16 protein-coding genes are annotated in these 16,303 nt (G+C 54.1%); 6 read left to right on the plus strand and 10 right to left on the minus strand.

Annotated features, from left to right (window positions below):
- Positions 1 to 58 precede the first annotated feature (58 nt).
- The 3 genes from H027_RS17625 to H027_RS0107690 are packed head-to-tail and all read right to left on the minus strand — an operon-like array spanning position 59 to position 1,358.
- Complete coding sequence (locus H027_RS17625) at positions 59 to 613, minus strand: DUF4865 family protein (RefSeq protein ID WP_038149218.1); 555 nt, start codon at positions 611 to 613, stop codon at positions 59 to 61.
- A gap of 16 nt (positions 614 to 629) precedes the next feature.
- Positions 630 to 1,025, minus strand: coding sequence for a tautomerase family protein (locus H027_RS0107685; protein WP_024871885.1), 396 nt, complete (start codon positions 1,023 to 1,025; stop codon positions 630 to 632).
- Between the two features lie 15 nt (positions 1,026 to 1,040).
- Entirely contained in the window at positions 1,041 to 1,358 is a 318-nt protein-coding gene (locus H027_RS0107690; protein WP_024871886.1) for a carboxymuconolactone decarboxylase family protein, read from the minus strand.
- Between the two features lie 114 nt (positions 1,359 to 1,472).
- On the opposite strand from H027_RS0107690, the gene H027_RS0107695 reads away from it, so the two are divergent.
- A complete protein-coding gene (locus tag H027_RS0107695) occupies positions 1,473 to 2,360 on the plus strand; it encodes a LysR substrate-binding domain-containing protein (RefSeq protein WP_024871887.1) in 888 nt (295 codons plus the stop codon).
- A gap of 68 nt (positions 2,361 to 2,428) precedes the next feature.
- On the opposite strand, the gene H027_RS0107700 is transcribed toward H027_RS0107695, so the two are convergent.
- Positions 2,429 to 3,652, minus strand: a complete 1,224-nt coding sequence (locus H027_RS0107700) for an MFS transporter (RefSeq protein ID WP_024871888.1) — start codon at positions 3,650 to 3,652, stop codon at positions 2,429 to 2,431.
- 125 nt (positions 3,653 to 3,777) lie between these two features.
- On the opposite strand from H027_RS0107700, the gene H027_RS17630 reads away from it, so the two are divergent.
- Positions 3,778 to 4,734 carry a LysR family transcriptional regulator gene (locus H027_RS17630; RefSeq protein WP_038149220.1) on the plus strand — a complete coding sequence of 319 codons (957 nt, stop codon included), beginning with the start codon at positions 3,778 to 3,780 and terminating at the stop codon, positions 4,732 to 4,734.
- Here H027_RS17630 and H027_RS0107710 read toward each other — a convergent pair.
- Genes H027_RS0107710 through H027_RS0107720 form a run of 3 tightly spaced genes read right to left on the minus strand, consistent with a single transcriptional unit; the run spans position 4,712 to position 7,779 of the window.
- Positions 4,712 to 5,953 (minus strand): MFS transporter, encoded by a 1,242-nt coding sequence (locus tag H027_RS0107710; protein ID WP_024871889.1) that lies wholly within the window; start codon positions 5,951 to 5,953, stop codon positions 4,712 to 4,714. The two genes, H027_RS17630 and H027_RS0107710, sit on opposite strands and share 23 nt — an antisense overlap.
- Before the next feature lie 7 nt (positions 5,954 to 5,960).
- Entirely contained in the window at positions 5,961 to 6,731 is a 771-nt protein-coding gene (locus H027_RS0107715) for an ABC transporter ATP-binding protein (protein WP_024871890.1), read from the minus strand.
- Positions 6,724 to 7,779 carry a FecCD family ABC transporter permease gene (locus H027_RS0107720; protein ID WP_024871891.1) on the minus strand — a complete coding sequence of 352 codons (1,056 nt, stop codon included), beginning with the start codon at positions 7,777 to 7,779 and terminating at the stop codon, positions 6,724 to 6,726. The genes H027_RS0107715 and H027_RS0107720 overlap by 8 nt, the downstream gene beginning before the upstream one ends.
- Positions 7,780 to 7,885: 106 nt before the next feature.
- Here H027_RS0107720 and H027_RS0107725 point away from each other — a divergent pair, with 106 nt between their 5' ends.
- Complete coding sequence (locus H027_RS0107725) at positions 7,886 to 8,992, plus strand: ABC transporter substrate-binding protein (RefSeq protein WP_024871892.1); 1,107 nt, start codon at positions 7,886 to 7,888, stop codon at positions 8,990 to 8,992.
- Between the two features lie 65 nt (positions 8,993 to 9,057).
- Here H027_RS0107725 and H027_RS0107730 read toward each other — a convergent pair whose 3' ends face one another.
- From H027_RS0107730 to H027_RS0107740, 3 genes are all read right to left on the minus strand, one after another.
- Positions 9,058 to 9,651 (minus strand): malonic semialdehyde reductase, encoded by a 594-nt coding sequence (locus tag H027_RS0107730; protein WP_024871893.1) that lies wholly within the window; start codon positions 9,649 to 9,651, stop codon positions 9,058 to 9,060.
- Between the two features lie 98 nt (positions 9,652 to 9,749).
- Positions 9,750 to 10,328, minus strand: a complete 579-nt coding sequence (locus H027_RS0107735) for a TMEM175 family protein (protein ID WP_024871894.1) — start codon at positions 10,326 to 10,328, stop codon at positions 9,750 to 9,752.
- Between the two features lie 101 nt (positions 10,329 to 10,429).
- On the minus strand, positions 10,430 to 11,767 hold the full coding sequence (locus H027_RS0107740; RefSeq protein WP_024871895.1) for an aspartate aminotransferase family protein: 1,338 nt from the start codon (positions 11,765 to 11,767) through the stop codon (positions 10,430 to 10,432).
- 244 nt (positions 11,768 to 12,011) lie between these two features.
- On the opposite strand from H027_RS0107740, the gene H027_RS0107745 reads away from it, so the two are divergent.
- The 3 genes from H027_RS0107745 to pdxR all read left to right on the plus strand — a co-directional run bounded on the left by H027_RS0107745 (position 12,012) and on the right by pdxR (position 16,285).
- Positions 12,012 to 12,776, plus strand: coding sequence for an SDR family NAD(P)-dependent oxidoreductase (locus H027_RS0107745; protein WP_024871896.1), 765 nt, complete (start codon positions 12,012 to 12,014; stop codon positions 12,774 to 12,776).
- 244 nt (positions 12,777 to 13,020) lie between these two features.
- Positions 13,021 to 14,658 (plus strand): methyl-accepting chemotaxis protein, encoded by a 1,638-nt coding sequence (locus H027_RS0107750; RefSeq protein WP_051448969.1) that lies wholly within the window; start codon positions 13,021 to 13,023, stop codon positions 14,656 to 14,658.
- Positions 14,659 to 14,794: 136 nt separating this feature from the next.
- Positions 14,795 to 16,285 carry a MocR-like pyridoxine biosynthesis transcription factor PdxR gene (gene pdxR / locus H027_RS0107755; protein WP_024871898.1) on the plus strand — a complete coding sequence of 497 codons (1,491 nt, stop codon included), beginning with the start codon at positions 14,795 to 14,797 and terminating at the stop codon, positions 16,283 to 16,285.
- Positions 16,286 to 16,303: the final 18 nt, after the last annotated feature.

Raw genomic sequence — 16,303 nt, forward strand, 5'->3', positions numbered from 1 at the left:
TCTCCTCGCCTGATATGACAACAGCCCGTCAGGGCTGTTTTTTATTTCGGTGCGACAGTTACTGCGCAATGTATCCGACATCATAAAGCTGCACCGGATTTTCACCGGACAATGGTCGGTCACGCCATAAACTGAACCGGACGAGTGACCAGTTGCTCGGTTCAAACGCCACCAGTGATGCCAGGGCGCCACGCTCTGTGATTGACTGACGGGCACGGGCGGTTTCCTGCGCTTTCAACTCCGCCAAATCACAATAAGCCGGAATAGACACTATCTCACGACTGGCATATTTTGCTTCTGTGAGGTTTGCCTGTAATTCGGAAAACCAAGGCACCCAGGTTTTTACCGACGGCACACCAAAATCACGACAGAGCCGGGCAAAACCAGCCGAAGATAAAAACTCACTCATGCCGTCGCTGTTTTCCCACAGATAAAACGGGGCATACAAATTCTCCGATGCCGGTTGGTTTTCATCCTGGCAGGCATAAAGATAGGCTTTAAATTTCAAGCCATTAAAGCCATTGAGCAAATGACCTTTGCTTTCAATACGGTTGCGGATCAGCGCCATATCGTAACCCGCTGGCAACACAAAACTATATTGCATACAGAGCATAATTCACCTCTTCTGATTAACGCAGATGCATCATGGCGGCAAGCGGTTGACCATGGGAAAACGACCAGTCAGTCATCGCTGTGGTCTGAATGATGACCATGACATTTTCCGGAGCAACGCCGGGATCACTTGCTAACAGAGCCGCCAGCCGGTGATAAAAGTTATTTTTGGTCTGCTCATTCCGCTCTTTTCCAGCCGTGATCTGGAAGAGAATGAAATCGTCGCTCCGTGGGCCGCCCATATAGTGCGCATCAAAGATCAATTCTGTTTTTTCATGCTGATGTATCGCCTGAAAACGGTCGTCGGCCGGAACATCAAATGTTTCGACCAGCGCCGTATGCAAAGCATTCGAAACGGCGCGAAGATAATCCGGAGATTTCCCCTTCAGTAGTGAGATCCGGGTAAAAGGCATACTGGCTTCCTCCGTTTAATTCGATTGCAACGTAGCTAATACCTGCAAAGCTGTCGCGGCGACCGGCCACCCGGCGTAGAACGCCAGATGGGTGATGGCTTCCGTGAGTTCTTCGCGCGATACACCATTTTCCAGCGCAAACTGCACATGAAATGGCAATTGCTCTTTGCGGTTTAATGCCACTAACGCCGCCACCGTGATCAGACTGCGCTCTCTGGCCGGAAGCTCACTGCGTTGCCAAATATCATTGAAAAGCACGTCGTCAGAAAGCTGGGCAAATTTGGGTGCTATCTGCCCGAATGCGTTTTTACCCGCGTTGTTGATCATATTCATGTTGTAAACTCCTGTTGCCTGACCATCGTTGACATCTCAACCATACTGCGTAAGCATCATTAAAAATATTGGAATGTTTTGAACTAATCATTCTGAATTTCAGGATTAATTTTCATGAAAAAAATCATCTACGATTTGGATGCGCTACGTTCGTTTACGATGGGCATGGATGCCGGCAGTTTTGCCAAAGCCTCGGAATATTTATGTAAATCCACATCCGCAATCAGTGCACATCTGAAAAAACTGGAAGAACAAACCGGACAAGTGATCCTGGAAAAGAACGGACGACATCTGAAGTTAACGCCGGCTGGCGAGATCTTATATTCATATGCCAAACGCATGCTGGCGCTGAATGATGAAGCCAATCAGGCCTTAGGAAATATGAATCTGGCCGGAGCCGTTCGTGTGGGGTTTCAGGAAGATTTTGGTGAACATTTGCTCACGGGGGTGCTGGCGGGTTTTAGCCGGGCTCATCCGAATGTCAGCATTGAAGCCAAAATTGCACGCAATGCTGAACTGATCACGCAAATCCATACAGACCAGCTCGATCTCGCCCTCACGTGGGCAGGAAATCTTGATACCGCTCATTCCATCCTGCTGGGTGAATTGCCACTGCACTGGATCGGTCGTGCCGAGCAAAATCTGACATCTTGGCAAGAAAGAAAAGAACCCATCCCGCTGATATTGTTTGAAGCGCCGTGCCTAATCCGCCAGCAAGCACTCAGTTTATTGGACGAAGCCCATATTCCCTGGCGTATTGTCTTGACCAGTCAAAGCCTGGCGGGTATCTGGTCTGCGGTCAACGCTGGTTTAGGGATCACTGTACGCACCCGCGCCGGACTGCCTGCCGCATTACAATGCATTCACGGCGAGGAGCTAGGTTTACCGACCTTACCTTCGCTGGGTATCCGCTTACACCATGCCAAACCCCAAAGAGACCCCATCATTGACAGTCTGGAAAAAAATATCATTCAGGCGGTGGCCACGATCACTCAGCCATAACCGGAACAGGTGACTGCTTTTCCTCATTCAATATGAAAACAGCCCGTCAGGGCTGTTTGTTGATTCGGTTAGGCCGTCTTTTTCATCCGCAGCAACAGCGCCAGCACCGCGGTAACAGTCGCCAATCCGGTCACGCCGACCCAGCCAAAGTGCGCCAGCATCAGATTGCCCAACACCGAGCCGAGCGTCATGCCGACAAACATCAGCACCAACAACAGGGCATTCAGACGGCTGCGTGCGGCCGGTTCGAGGCTATACACTAGCGTCTGATTGGCGATCAGCGAAATCTGTACGCCCATATCAAACCCGACCGTGCCCACCGCCAGCACGACAAGCTGTAACGTGACCGAGGTGGCAGCCAAGGACATGCCGGTCATCATCAGGAAAAAGAACACCACCAATGCGGCACCGCACATCGCCACCTTGACCGGGCCAATGCGATCCGCCTGTTTCCCCGCCACGGGCGCCATCAAGGCCCCCGCGGCACCGGCCAAACCAAACAAACCGGCGGCGGCGCTGCCCAGATGAAAGGGTGCACCGTGCAGCATCACCGCCAGCGTTGACCAGAAGGCACTGAAACTCAACGACAGCAACCCCTGCACCAGCGATGCCTGACGCAAGGCTGCATACTGCCGCCACAGATGAAATAACGAGGCCAGCAACTGGTGATACGGCAGCGTTGAGGTCACCTGAAAGCGAGGCAGCGTACGCCATGCCACCAGCCAGATGGCCAGCAAACTCAGCGCCGCCAAGACAAACATGCTGCGCCAGCCGAGCCAGTCGGCAATCAGGCCGCTTAATACGCGCGACAGCAGGATCCCAAGCAGCAAACCGGTCATCACCGTACCAACCACCTTACCGCGGCGGGAGGCCGGTGCCAGTGTTGCGGCGGCCGGGACAATATCCTGCGCCATCGTGGCCATCAACCCGATCCCCAGGCTGGCAATCAGCAATGACATCAATCCACCCGCGGCCGCCGCTGCCAACAACGCCAGCATCAATAGGCCAGATTTGGTCAGAATGATGCGTCGACGGTCATAGCGATCGCCCAGTGGTGCCAGAAACAGAATGCCGAGTGCATACCCCAGCTGTGTCAGGCTGGGGATCCAACCAATCTGCTGCGCCGGTACCTGCCACTGTTCCGTCAACATACCCAGCAGCGGCTGGCTGTAATAAATGGTCGCTACGGAAAAACCAGCACCAGCGGCAAAAAAAGTGGTCAGCGATGCCGGTAAAGGATGCGCGTCGGTTGTGGTTACATCGTTTTGATTCGTCGTTTGTATAACCGTCATCTGAATTACCTCTCGAAATAGGTTCCATCTCACAGTTTCAGTGTCGTTTTTTTCTTTTCAAGATGGTAGGCAGCCGACTCGTACATCTGTTATACGTAATACGAATAACCAAACGGAGTGATGTGATGGCAGAAAACAGCCCGGAGACTCTATTCTCAGCCAATACCCCCGACCGGCTGGAATTACTGCGCACCTTTGTGCGGATCGTGGAAGCGGGCAGCCTCTCCGCTGCCGCAACGCAACTGAACACCACACAACCGACCATCAGCCGCCGCCTGAAAACACTCGAACAAGCCTTCGGGGTGCGCTTACTGCATCGTTCGACCCATCATCTGCGCTTATCGGAAGCCGGTGAACGCTGTTACGCCGGAGCCAAGCAGTTTCTTACGCAGTGGGATGTCTTTGCCTCGGATCTGACAGGGGTGGACAGAGAACCGGAAGGCTTGTTGCGCATCATCGCGCCGCATGCTTTCGGCCAGGATGTGCTGGTCGCCCCGCTCACGGAGTTTATGCAGTTGCACCCGCGCGTCACGATCGAGTGGCTGCTCCATGATGACCGCAGCATCCGCGATTTCATCGCCGAAGGCATCGATTGTGCGATTCAGGTCGGCGAAGTGCTCGACCCGGCGATGGTGCGCATTCGGCTGGCGGAGATCCCGCGCATCTTAATTGGTGCACCGGCACTCTTTGCCTCACGTCCACTGCCGGCGCACCCTGACGATCTGAAAACGCTGCCTTGGCTCGCGCTGCAAACGTTTTACCGCAATCAGATCACGCTACGGCATGTCACCGGACAGCCGCAAATCCAGCTGCCGCTGACCCCGGTATTCAGCACCGACAGTCTGTATGCCCTGCGCAGTGCTGCGGTGAAAGGGCTTGGTATTGGCATCGGTTCATCCTGGCTGATGAATCAGGACATCAAGGAAGGGCGGTTATTACGCCTGCTGCCGGAATGGGAAGCCGAGCCGCTGCCGGTGTATCTGGTCTATCCGTATGCCAAATATTATCCGGCGAAGTTGCGACTGTTTATCGAGCTGATGCGCGACAAGATACCCGCAATTATCCGTTCTGCGACTTGCTGAAGACGCGTTCACTCCGTATTTCTTGGCTGAGTTGCCGATACAACAACCAGCCAGCCCCCATGCCGCACACCGCCAGTCCATGCCAGATCCAAACCGACGGCACCGAGCCGGCAGCACCGAGCAGGCTGCCGATCACCAAATTACTCAGTAACGCGACACATCCGCCGAAACTGGCATAAAAGCCGTAATAACTGCCCATCTGTCCTGTTTGGGCATAATGCGGCAATCGGGCAGAAAACAGCGGATAACAGAGAATCGAACCGAGTGAAAACAGCACCGCCTGCATAATCGTCGCCGCCACTGGCCAATGGTCAAACCAACCCATCATCAGATAACTCAGCCCCATTACCGCCAAACCTAGCCCAATGGCACGAGGCATACCGAGGCTTCGTTGTACCCACTGGCTCGCCGGAAGTTGCAGCACGACGCCAATCAGTGCCGTGATGGTAAAGACACTGCCGAGCAAACCGGCGGTTTGATGCTGACTTTGAATAAACGCCGGCACGGATAAATAGAGCTGATGGAACAAGACCCCATACGCGGCCGAGAATAGCGTAAATCGCAGAAAAGAACGGTTTTTCACAATGGTTTGCCACTGCTGCAAAACACGCGTTTCCACTGCTTTCTCTGGTTCCACCCGCTTTGCCAGATAAAACCATTGCAGCCCGGTCAGTAGAAAAAACACGCCGCCCGAAACCAATCCGGTCATGATGTAACTGAGATTGGTCAGTAGCAGACCAACCAGCGGGCCAAGCAGCATCCCAGCTTCACTTGCCAGATTATGCAGGACAAATGCTTGCTGTCGCTGGTTTGGATCACGACATTCCGCCGCCAGATAAGCTTGTGCGCAGGGGGTAAATAATGCACCGGCGAATCCGGTCAGAAACGCCGCCAACAGTAAGAGCGGTAAATGTTCCGCCCATCCCAGCAGCGCAAATCCAACCGAACGGACGAGGCAACCCCAGATAATGGCCGGGCGATATCCAATGCGATCACCCAGCGTACCGCCGAGCAAAAATAAGCCCTGCTGACTGAACACCCGCATGCCCATAATCAGCCCACTCGCCCATCCGGCCAGCCCTAACGTGCCGCCCAGATGCTGCGCGAGATACGGCATCATCATGTAAAAACCAAGGTTGAATGCCAAACCGTTGGTGACCAGCAAGCGCGCAGCCGGACTGAGCGCCCGCCAGCTATCGAGCCCTGAGCGAAATGCCATCATATTCTCAGCACGCTTGTCTTAAGGTGCGGATATAAGGCAGCCCATCTCGATCATGATGAATATCCACCGGCACTTGGTACAAGCGGGTAATCAGTTCTGAGGTCAGCACATCAGCCGGTGAACCAAGCGCCTGTAGCCGGTTATCCGCCAACACAATCAACTGATCGGCAAACTGCGCTGCCAGATTGAAATCATGCAACACCACTAAGGTCACCCAGTTTTTTGCACGGGTTTGTTGAAGTAAGTGCTCCATCAAATGCATTTGGTGCTGTAAATCGAGCGCACTCACCGGTTCATCCAGCATCATGATTTGCGGGTCGCGCAATAACACCTGTGCAAATAACACCATCTGGCGTTGACCACCGCTCAGCGAGTGCAGTGGGCGGTCGGCTAAATGCGCAATGCCTAGGTCTTGCAACGCCGATAAAGCCGCTCGTAAATCATCATCACTCAGGCGTAATTTCAGGCTTTGTAAACGCCCCAAAACCACCACTTCCAGCACACTCAAATCGAGCTCTAGTTGGGTATTCTGTGGCATATAACCAAATTGCTGTCGCCATTGGCTCGCCCCCAGCTCAGAAAGCGTTCGCCCATGAAACCTAATCGACCCTTGTTGCAGCGGCAATTCACCAAACAGGGCGCGCAACAGGCTGGTTTTGCCCGTCCCGTTCGGCCCGATAATGACATGAAGCTGACCCGGTTGCAGTTGCACACTCAAGTTTTTCGTCAGCGGATGTTTGCCGATCGCCATCGAGACCTTGTTGAACTCAAGCATGTTTGCGCCCCCGCCCCAGTATCAACCAGATGAAAAAGGGCACCCCGATAATCGCGGTGACGATCCCGATTGGAAAGAGCGCACCGGGAATAATTGATTTTGAAATCACGGAGGAAATCGACAACATACCAGCGCCACACAAGGCAGACAGCGGGATCAGGAAACGTTGGTCTTCACCAATCAACATGCGGCCAATGTGCGGTGCCACCAGCCCGATAAAGCCGATGATGCCGACAAAACTAATGGCGGTAGCAGTCATCAATGCCACCAGCACCAGTGTTTTGATGCGCAAACGATTGATGTTCACCCCCAAGCTGCGCGCACGCGCTTCGCCCAAGCGTAAACACGTCAGTTTCCAGGCATCGCGATAAAGCAAGACAGAGCAAACCGCAGTAACGACGGCGGTGAGAGTCAAAGAATCCCAGGTGGTGCGCATTAAGCTGCCGAATAACCAGAACACGATCTGCTGATTCAGTTCAGGCGATGAGACAAATTGCAGCAGTGAAAGCAACGATTGAAACAGGAACAGCAACGCAATCCCAGCCAGAATGATGGTTTGACTGCTGACATGGCGCATCAGCGCCAGACCGAATAACAGGCAGGCCGCGAACATACTGAAAAAAAACGCGCCAAGCGGAATGCTATACATCGACATCACGCCAAAATGACTGCTGGCAACCAAGGCCAGCGCTGCACCAAACCCCGCTGCGGCCGCTAAACCCAACGTAAACGGGCTCGCGAGGGGGTTATCCAGCAAGGTCTGCATTTGTGCGCCACCTAACCCCAATGCTGCGCCAACCACCAATGCCATCAAGGCGATCGGCAGGCGCATTTCCATCACAATGGTGCGCGTCATGCTGTCGGCCTGACTGGGTGAAATCAACGCCAGCACCACCTCTTTCACCGGCAGCAAGGACGGGCCGGTCGCGATATCCAACAATAAACTTCCGACAATAAACACCATAAAACCGAGGAGATATTTCCAACGACGGGATTCACGTTGTCGCTGACGGATCAGCGCCTGTTCGAATAAAGCAGCATCACTCATGTAAAACTCCGGAAATCTTTTTGCGGAGATAAGTGTATCGTATCTGCTTGATGATATAAATGATAACCATTATCATTCGCTTAATTTAAATCAAATAAGGCCCTCCATGAACTGGATCAAACGATTCACCATATTGCTCATATTCAGCCTGACAACGACCTTCGCATTGGCAAAACCGACCATGATCGAAGATGTTTTAGGCCGTAAAGTCACCATCGATGCACCGGCCAAACGAGTGCTGCTGGGGTTTTATCTTGAAGATTATTTTGCGGTCGGCGGCGATGCGTCATTCGATCACTTAGCGGGTATTTCCAGTGGCTGGTTTATAAAATCACGCCCGGCAATTTGGGATATGTATGTCGCCAGCAAACCGCAACTCGCAAAAGTACCGAACGTCGGTAACGTGCAAGACCAGACTTTCTCGATGGAAAAAGTTCTGGCAAGCAAACCAGATGTGGTAGTGCTGGCTGACTGGCAATACAAAGCGTTAGGTGCTGAGTTAGCCCGACTAGAACAAGCGCACATCCCGGTTGTGGTGATCGATTACAACGCGCAGACGTTGGAACGTCATTTGGCAAGTACCCGCATTTTAGGTCAGATCACTGGCGAAACGGATCGTGCCGAGAAGATTGCCAAGGCCTACAAACAGGTGGTGACCACGATTACCAACCGCATCCAAAAAGCAAACCAACCTAAGCCCAGCATCTATATTGAGCTGGGAGACAAAGGTCCGGCAGAATACAGCTACACCTACGGAAAAAATATGTGGGGTGCCATGGCTGAATTGGTCGGGGGCAATAATATTGCGGCTCCCTTCGTCGAAAGCTGGGGCTCCATTCACCCGGAACAACTGCTGGCCAGCAAGCCGGACGTGGTGATGATTGCAGGGTATGAAAGTGTCGTCAGTCAGACCGCGATGCAAGTGGGTCAGGATATTGATGCCGCTAATGTGCAACAACGCCTGAAAGGCTTCACGCAGCGTGCTGGCTGGTCTGATTTACCGGCGGTGAAGAACCATCGCGTGTTCGCGGTCTACCACGGTGCGACCCGCAGCATCATGGACGCCGCCCTGATTCAGTATGTGGCCAAAGTGCTCTATCCGGATCTGTTCACCGATCTCAACCCGCAGGCGACTTATCTGAAGTTCTATGAACAGTACCTGCCGATTCGTCCGAAGGGAACCTTCATGCTCGGCATCAACGATAAAACCTGATGCGAAAAAACAAGCCTACCGTGATCAGCGAGATAACCACACTCTCCTGACGGCGGCGGAGAGCCTTAGAGGATCTCCACCGCCTCGGCAAACGGCAGGCGCGGGCCGCGGGGATAATTCCCCGACGCATCGCCGTAACCCATGTTGATCAGAAAATTGGATTTGTAACGCCCTTCAGGGAAGAAGACCTGATCGACCATTTGATTATTGAAACCGCTCATCGGGCCGCAATCCAGCCCCAGCATCCGCGCCGCCAGAATGAGGTAGCCGCCCTGCAATGTGGCATTGCGCTTGGCGGTCACCCGCGTTAATTCCTGATTGGCCTCAAACATTGCCTTGGCATTCGGATTAGCTGGAAATTGTTGCGGCATATGTTGATAAAACTGCATGTCCATGGCCACGATCACGGTGACCGGCGCCGCCATGGTTTTTTCCTGATTACCGGGCATCAATGCATTTTTCAGTTTCTGTTTGGCTTCCGGGCTTTTAATAAACACATAGTGGCCCGGCTGACAATTCATCGACGTCGGCCCCCATTTCATCAGTTCAAAGAGTTGTCGGATCAGATCATCCGAAACGGCCTGTGCGGTGAATTTATTGAAAGTGCGGGCATTGAAAAAGACCTGTTCCAACACATGTCTATCCAGCGGCTGATTCATGTTTCACCTCATTCACACGCATAATTATCGAAGCCTATCTATAACCATAGGCCACCCGTGTCAGGTTGGTAAAAAATATTTCCGACTAAATTAGTCTGTTATTCATGCTGCGCCAGACGTTCGATGCGCCGGTCGGGTATCAGCCACAACAACGCCACGCCGATATAAACCACCACCGCCAACCACTGCGACAAGAACGCCGACAGAATCCCGGTGGCATAGAACACCGGCGATAATTTGCCTTTCCAATCGCGGCCGATCGCCTGCTGTAAGAGGGAATGTTCCCCCTGCGAGGCAATGATTTGCTGTTGCAAGATCCGGTAGGCAATCGAGGCCATCAGCAACACCAAGCCATACAGCGCGGCAGGCACTTGGGCAAAGTGGTTTTCGCCCATCCAGCCGGTCGTAAACGGGATCAGCGACAGCCAGAACAGCAGATGCAGATTGGCCCACAGCATGGCTCCCGTCACCTGCCGACAGGTGTGCAACATGTGATGATGGTTATTCCAGTAGATGCCAAGATAGATAAAACTCAGCACATAACTTAAGGTCACCGGTAGCAGCGGTAATAAGGCATTCAGGCTATCCCCGTGCGGCACTTTCATGTCCAGCACCATGATCGTGATGATGATGGCCACCACCCCATCGAAAAAGGCTTCCAACCGGTTTTTTCCCATGTTCGTGACCTCGCATCACGGCGTCGTGCGTCTCTGCATTCCCTCTCAACAGCATAGAACATAAAAAAGCAGCCGATGGGCTGCTTTTTTCATGCCAGTTACTAGGCCGCATGGCCCGCAAACAGGCTCAGCACGCTATCCAATATTGCCAACCCTTGCTTCACTTCCTCTGCGGTAATAATACAAGGCGGCACGATATGGATGCGGTTATCCGCCACAAACGGCAGCAGACCATTCTTGATTAATGCATTCTTGATCTCGCCCATCACCGCCGCCGGCATGGCTTGTCGTGTCACCTGATCCGTCACCAGCTCCAACGCCCAGAACACGCCGCTGCCGCGCACTTCCCCGATGATCGCATGCTTCGCCGCCAGTGCGTTTAAGCCTTCACCCAGCACACCGTGGCCGATGGCGGCGGCATGTTCGACAATGCCTTCTTCGGCCATCGCATCCAGTGTGGCGACGATCGCCGCCATCGCCAGCGGATGACCGGAATAGGTCAGCCCGCCCGGAAAATAATGATCGTTGAAATAGGCCGCGATCAGGTCAGAAATCAGCACGCCACCCGCTGGCACATACCCGGAGTTGACCCCCTTGGCAAAGGTGATCAGATCCGGCACCACGCCGAACTGTTCAAAGGCAAACCAGGAACCGGTGCGACCAAATCCTGCCATGACCTCATCTAAAATCAGCACGATACCGAACTCATCACACAAGGCTCGCACCCCCGGGAGATACCCGACCGGTGGCGTCAGGATGCCAGCCGTGCCGGGTATGGTTTCCATCAGAATCGCGGCTATCGATTGCGGGCCTTCACACTCGATGATGCGGCGCAGGTGTTGCAGTGCGCGTTCACATTCCTCGGCCTCCGTCGTGGCAGAGAATTCGGAACGGTACAGATACGGGTGGAAGAAATGCACATGACCACGCGCATATTCATTGGGCACGCGGCGGGCATCGCCAGTGGCCACGATCGCACTGCCGGTATTGCCATGATAGGAACGGTAGCCGGATAAGATCTTGTCGCGACCAGTAAACAACCGTGCCATACGCATCGCATTTTCGTTGGCATCCGCACCCGCGTTGGTGAAGAACACCTTGTTAAAACCGTCCGGCGCACGTGCGACGATACGTTTGGCCGCTTCACCACGGATGCGGTTAGCTGTCGCGGGAGCAATGGTCACCAGCTCCGCTGCCTGCTGCTGGATGGCGGCAATCACTTTCGGATGCTGATGCCCGATGTTGGTATTGACCAGCTGGCTGCTGAAATCGAGATACTCCTTGCCGTCATAATCCCACAGTTTGCAACCGGCACCACCAGCAATCACCAGCGGATTCAGCGCCCCCTGTACCGACCAGGAGTGAAACACATACTGCCGGTCGAGTTCATAGACTTCGCGGTTTGAGACACCCGCGTCATGGGTTATTGCCTGATTCATCGTCCATCCTCACTGTCCGTGGTTGCGACTGCGCATGGTTATGTTCCGTGTCGTATTTCCGTGACTGGGAACCCGTGGCAGTCCTCTGATGGCTTCAGACTAGGAAGAAATGCCTAAAACCGATAGGGCCAGTTCCACCGGAAAGATGTGTCAGACGGCGGTGTTCCGCCCCTCGCCGACCCGCAGCATCACTGGTAAGGTAGTCAACGTAATTCACCGATAACAACGAACACAGGAGTGATCAATGGGAGATGTCGTATTTATTACCGGTGCCACCTCCGGTTTTGGTCAGGCGGCGGCACGTCGTTTTGCCAAGGCGGGCTGGTCGGTCGTGATCACCGGTCGCCGTGAAGACCGCCTGAAAGCACTGGCTGACGAATTATCCGCTCAGGTGCCGGTGCATTTTGCTGTGCTGGATGTACGCGACAGTGAGGCGGTCAAAGCCGTCGTCGCCAATCTGCCAGACGCCTTCAAACAGGTAAAAGCTCTGATGAACAACGCCGGGCTGGCCTTGTCACCGAATCCGGCCCAGTCGGTCGCGCTGGAAGACTGGCACACCATGATCGATACCAACGTCAAAGGGCTGGTCAATGTTACGCATGCCCTGTTGCCTACCCTGATCGCCACCGGGGCCGGTGCCTCGATTATCAACATCGGTTCCATTGCCGGCCAGTGGCCCTATCCGGGCAGCCACGTCTATGGCGGCACCAAAGCGTTCGTCAAACAGTTCAGCTACAACCTGCGCTGTGACCTGCTCGGCACCGGCGTTCGCGTCACTGATCTGGCACCGGGGATTGCCGAAACCGAATTCACGCTGGTCAGAACCAAAGGTGATCAGGCCGCCTCCGATCGGCTGTATCGCGGCACCACCGCCCTCACCGCCGAGGATATTGCCGAACAGATGTTCTATATCGCCACCCTGCCGGATCACATCTGCATTAACCGCGTGGAAGTGATGCCGACCCGTCAGGCCTGGTCAGCCTTCGCCATTGATCGCGACCCAACCTAGTCCTCTCATGCGACACCCCTGCGCGGGGTTGTCGCATTATCAATTTGCTTCTCATAATGCAGTTGCCGTCTTCAATTTTGCACGGCATTCATCCGAGTATCGGCAGACCGACAAAGCCAACTCATTTGACTATCCCCGTTAATGTGACCCACCTTACAAATGCGTAAACGTTTATGCGTTTTTCCTTATGTAGGCAGGGTTAGTGCATAGTCTGAAATATCCTTTTCTGCTCAGGATAATGCATATGAACATTCTCCGCCGATTCAGTATTTCTCATCGCCTGTTGATGAATATGATGCTGATGATTGCAGGTATTGTCGTCTTGATGGCGATCACATTGGATTATTCCTATAACGGCATGTTGGACAGTCGGCGTAGCGCAATCCGCGAGCAGGTACAATCCGCCTATGGCACGCTGGCTTTTTTCCAGCAACAGCAGCAACAAGGCAAACTAACCGAACCGGAAGCGCAGCAGCTCGCCAAAGAGGCGCTTCGCAACATGCGTTTTGGCAACAACAACTACTTCTGGATCAATGACACCCGGCCCGTCGCCATCATGCATACCGCCAAACCGGATCTGGAAGGCAAACCTCTCGACACCATCAAAGATACGCAGGGTAAGCTCATCTTCATGGAGTTTGTCCGGGTGGCACAAGCCAATCCGGCCGGTGGCTATGTCGACTATTACTGGCCAAAACCCGGTTTTTCCGACCCGGTGTTCAAGGTTTCTTATGTCAAATTGCTCCCGGAATGGGGTTGGATTGTCGGCGCCGGAGAATACACCGATGATGTGCGGGCGTTTTTCCTGCAGCAACTGTGGACCATCCTGCAGCTCTTGATCCCGCTCCTCCTGTTGCTGATGCTGTTCTCCTGGCTTATCACCCGCAGTATTCTGCAACCGCTGGCACAAACGGAACAGGGGCTGCGGGAAATCGCGAAGGGCGGTGGCGATTTAACCCAGAAACTGGATGAAGACGGCAATGACGAATTAACCCGGCTGGCCCATTCGTTCAACGCCTTTACCCGCAACCTCGCCGACACCGTCCGCAATATCATCGCGGCCAGTGAACGCAGTCATCAGGCCTCCGAACATCTGGAAACCATGGCGGCGACCGGTCAACGCAATGTCGAACGGCAGCAACTTGAAACAGACGCCGTCGCCACGGCCATGAATGAAATGACAGCCACCACCAAAGAAGTGGCTGCCAGCGCCGAACAGGCCGCCGAGGCTGCCAACGATGCCAAACAGCGGATCAGCAACAGCAATCACGTAGTAGCCAACGCCCGTGTCTCGATGCAGAACCTCATGAGCGAAGTGAAAAATGCCAATCAGGAAGTGACACAACTGGTGGAGGAAACCAAAAATATCGGCTCGGTGCTCGATGTCATCAAACGTATTGCCGATCAAACCAACTTGCTGGCGTTGAATGCGGCCATTGAAGCCGCCCGAGCCGGCGAGCAGGGTCGTGGCTTTGCCGTCGTTGCCGATGAAGTCAGAACGCTGGCCACCCAGACGCAAGCCTCCACCAATGAAATTCAAGCCATGATCACCCGCCTGGAAAATGGGGTACATACCACTGCCAACGGCATGCAAAAAACCTTGGCATTATCAGAACAGACCGAACAGCACTCGAAAGAGACGGAAATGGCGCTGCAGGAGATCGCCCATGCCGTTCTTATCATCACCGATCGGAACACACAGATCGCCAGTGCCGCCGAAGAGCAGGATCTGGCCTCTAACGAAATCAACCGCAATATCGTCAATATCTCCCAACTCTCCAGAGAGGTCGCCGAACAAAATAACCAACTCAATCAAACCTGCCATGATTTGAAATTACTGAGTGACGAACTGGGTAATCTGGTGGCCAAGTTCAAGACCTGATCCGTACCCCATACCCCGCCGACATGACTCCCCGTCGGCGGCTCTGCGTTTCCGCTGCACAGAAAGTTGACCGATTGGACAAAAAGGCACAGGCTTTGCACATCTTTCCGGTGATAGAACACCAAGGGTGAAGCAGATGATTGAACACAGCCTTCAAATCGATTTCGCCGATGACAGAGGATTACAAGAGCAGCTACGGGAAGCGCTGGTCAGCTCGATTCTGGCCAGCCGTTTTTTAGCCGAAGAGGCGCTGCCTTCCTGTCGTAACCTCTCGGAACAATTAGGAATTTCACGCAATACTGTCGCGCTGGTCTATGAAAGCCTGCGGGATGAAGGGTATCTGGTCAGCCGTCCACGCAGCGGTTATTACGTGCATCCCCGCTATCATCCGCAGGAACGCGAAGAAGAAGCCCCGGTGATCGTTCATCAGGATGCCGCACATAACGCCCCAGAATGGGGCGATTTGTTCACTATCTGCCCCAGCAATTACCTGACCATCACCAAACCCGCCCAGTGGATGAAATACGATTTTCCCTTTATTTATGGTCAGCCCGATACCGAACTGTTTCCCATGGAACAGTGGCGTGAGGCGTCGCGCCGAGTCATGGGCAGCCTGCGGGATCACCACTGGCTGCACGACCATGTGGATCAGGATTCCCCGATGCTGATTGAACAACTGCGCACCCGCGTGTTGCCGAAACGCGGCATCATGGCGGGCAGTGATGAAATCCTGATCACGCTCGGTACGCAGAACGCGCTCAGCCTGTTATCGCAACTGCTGTTCAAACCAGGCACCCGCGTCGGTGTGGAAAGCCCGGTGTTTCGCGAAGCGATTAATACCTTTGCCTTGCAGCAGGTAGACATCATGCCGCATCAGGTTGACGCCGACGGGCTGGCGCTGACGCCCGACTCCGCCCGCTGCGACTACTTCTATGTCACCCCAAGTCATCAGGCGCCTACCGGCATCAGCATGAGTAACCTGCGGCGCCAGCAATTGCTGCAACATGCCATGACCCATCAGCAGATCATTATCGAAGACGATTTTGATTCCGATACCAATATCGAACCGCACCCGCGGGCCGCCTTAAAGGCACACGATCACTGTGGTCGAGTGATCTACATTAGTAGCCTGTCGAAGGCGTTATCACCGGGGTTACGTCTGGGCTATCTGGTGGGGCCGGCGGAACTGATCGATGAGCTGCGTGCCCTGCGCCGTCTGCTCTATCGTCATCCGCCAACCTATATTCAGTATCAAATGGCACATTTTCTGGCGCAGGGCCATTACGAAACCTATCTGCGCCGCTATCGTGAAAACTCGGCCTATCGTTGGAGCCTGCTGAAAGATGCACTCGATAAATACCTGCCGCAGTGCCGTTATAACCCAAGCCGCGCCACCGCCTTCTGGGTGGAAGCGCCTGCAGAGATCAATACCCAACGTCTCACCTGGCGGGCGGCACACAGCAGCGTACTGATCGAGCCTGGCGCCCCGCATTTTCTGGAAGCCGACGCGCCACAGAACTACTTTCGTTTAGGATTTAATGCCATCCGTCCGGAGGCCATCAAGCCGGGTATCATCCGGCTGGCCGCGGCATTGGAAAAAGAGATGGAGCGCAGTCAAAGCCACTGACCGTCGCCATACAAGGCG

The organism is Tolumonas lignilytica (assembly GCF_000527035.1).
In the GTDB taxonomy this organism is placed as follows: Bacteria; Pseudomonadota; Gammaproteobacteria; order Enterobacterales; family Aeromonadaceae; genus Tolumonas; species Tolumonas lignilytica.

What these genes read in the sequence shown, in the direction of transcription:
- H027_RS17625 (WP_038149218.1), bottom strand. Translation starts at nt 613, where the DNA reads ATGCTCTGTATGCAATATAGTTTTGTGTTGCCAGCGGGTTACGATATG.
- H027_RS0107745 (WP_024871896.1), top strand. Translation starts at nt 12,012, where the DNA reads ATGGGAGATGTCGTATTTATTACCGGTGCCACCTCCGGTTTTGGTCAG.
- H027_RS0107735 (WP_024871894.1), bottom strand. Translation starts at nt 10,328, where the DNA reads ATGGGAAAAAACCGGTTGGAAGCCTTTTTCGATGGGGTGGTGGCCATC.
- H027_RS0107710 (WP_024871889.1), bottom strand. Translation starts at nt 5,953, where the DNA reads ATGGCATTTCGCTCAGGGCTCGATAGCTGGCGGGCGCTCAGTCCGGCT.
- H027_RS0107700 (WP_024871888.1), bottom strand. Translation starts at nt 3,652, where the DNA reads ATGACGGTTATACAAACGACGAATCAAAACGATGTAACCACAACCGAC.
- H027_RS0107740 (WP_024871895.1), bottom strand. Translation starts at nt 11,767, where the DNA reads ATGAATCAGGCAATAACCCATGACGCGGGTGTCTCAAACCGCGAAGTC.
- H027_RS17630 (WP_038149220.1), top strand. Translation starts at nt 3,778, where the DNA reads ATGGCAGAAAACAGCCCGGAGACTCTATTCTCAGCCAATACCCCCGAC.
- H027_RS0107750 (WP_051448969.1), top strand. Translation starts at nt 13,021, where the DNA reads ATGAACATTCTCCGCCGATTCAGTATTTCTCATCGCCTGTTGATGAAT.
- H027_RS0107730 (WP_024871893.1), bottom strand. Translation starts at nt 9,651, where the DNA reads ATGAATCAGCCGCTGGATAGACATGTGTTGGAACAGGTCTTTTTCAAT.
- H027_RS0107685 (WP_024871885.1), bottom strand. Translation starts at nt 1,025, where the DNA reads ATGCCTTTTACCCGGATCTCACTACTGAAGGGGAAATCTCCGGATTAT.
- pdxR (WP_024871898.1), top strand. Translation starts at nt 14,795, where the DNA reads ATGATTGAACACAGCCTTCAAATCGATTTCGCCGATGACAGAGGATTA.
- H027_RS0107695 (WP_024871887.1), top strand. Translation starts at nt 1,473, where the DNA reads ATGAAAAAAATCATCTACGATTTGGATGCGCTACGTTCGTTTACGATG.
- H027_RS0107720 (WP_024871891.1), bottom strand. Translation starts at nt 7,779, where the DNA reads ATGAGTGATGCTGCTTTATTCGAACAGGCGCTGATCCGTCAGCGACAA.
- H027_RS0107715 (WP_024871890.1), bottom strand. Translation starts at nt 6,731, where the DNA reads ATGCTTGAGTTCAACAAGGTCTCGATGGCGATCGGCAAACATCCGCTG.
- H027_RS0107690 (WP_024871886.1), bottom strand. Translation starts at nt 1,358, where the DNA reads ATGAATATGATCAACAACGCGGGTAAAAACGCATTCGGGCAGATAGCA.
- H027_RS0107725 (WP_024871892.1), top strand. Translation starts at nt 7,886, where the DNA reads ATGAACTGGATCAAACGATTCACCATATTGCTCATATTCAGCCTGACA.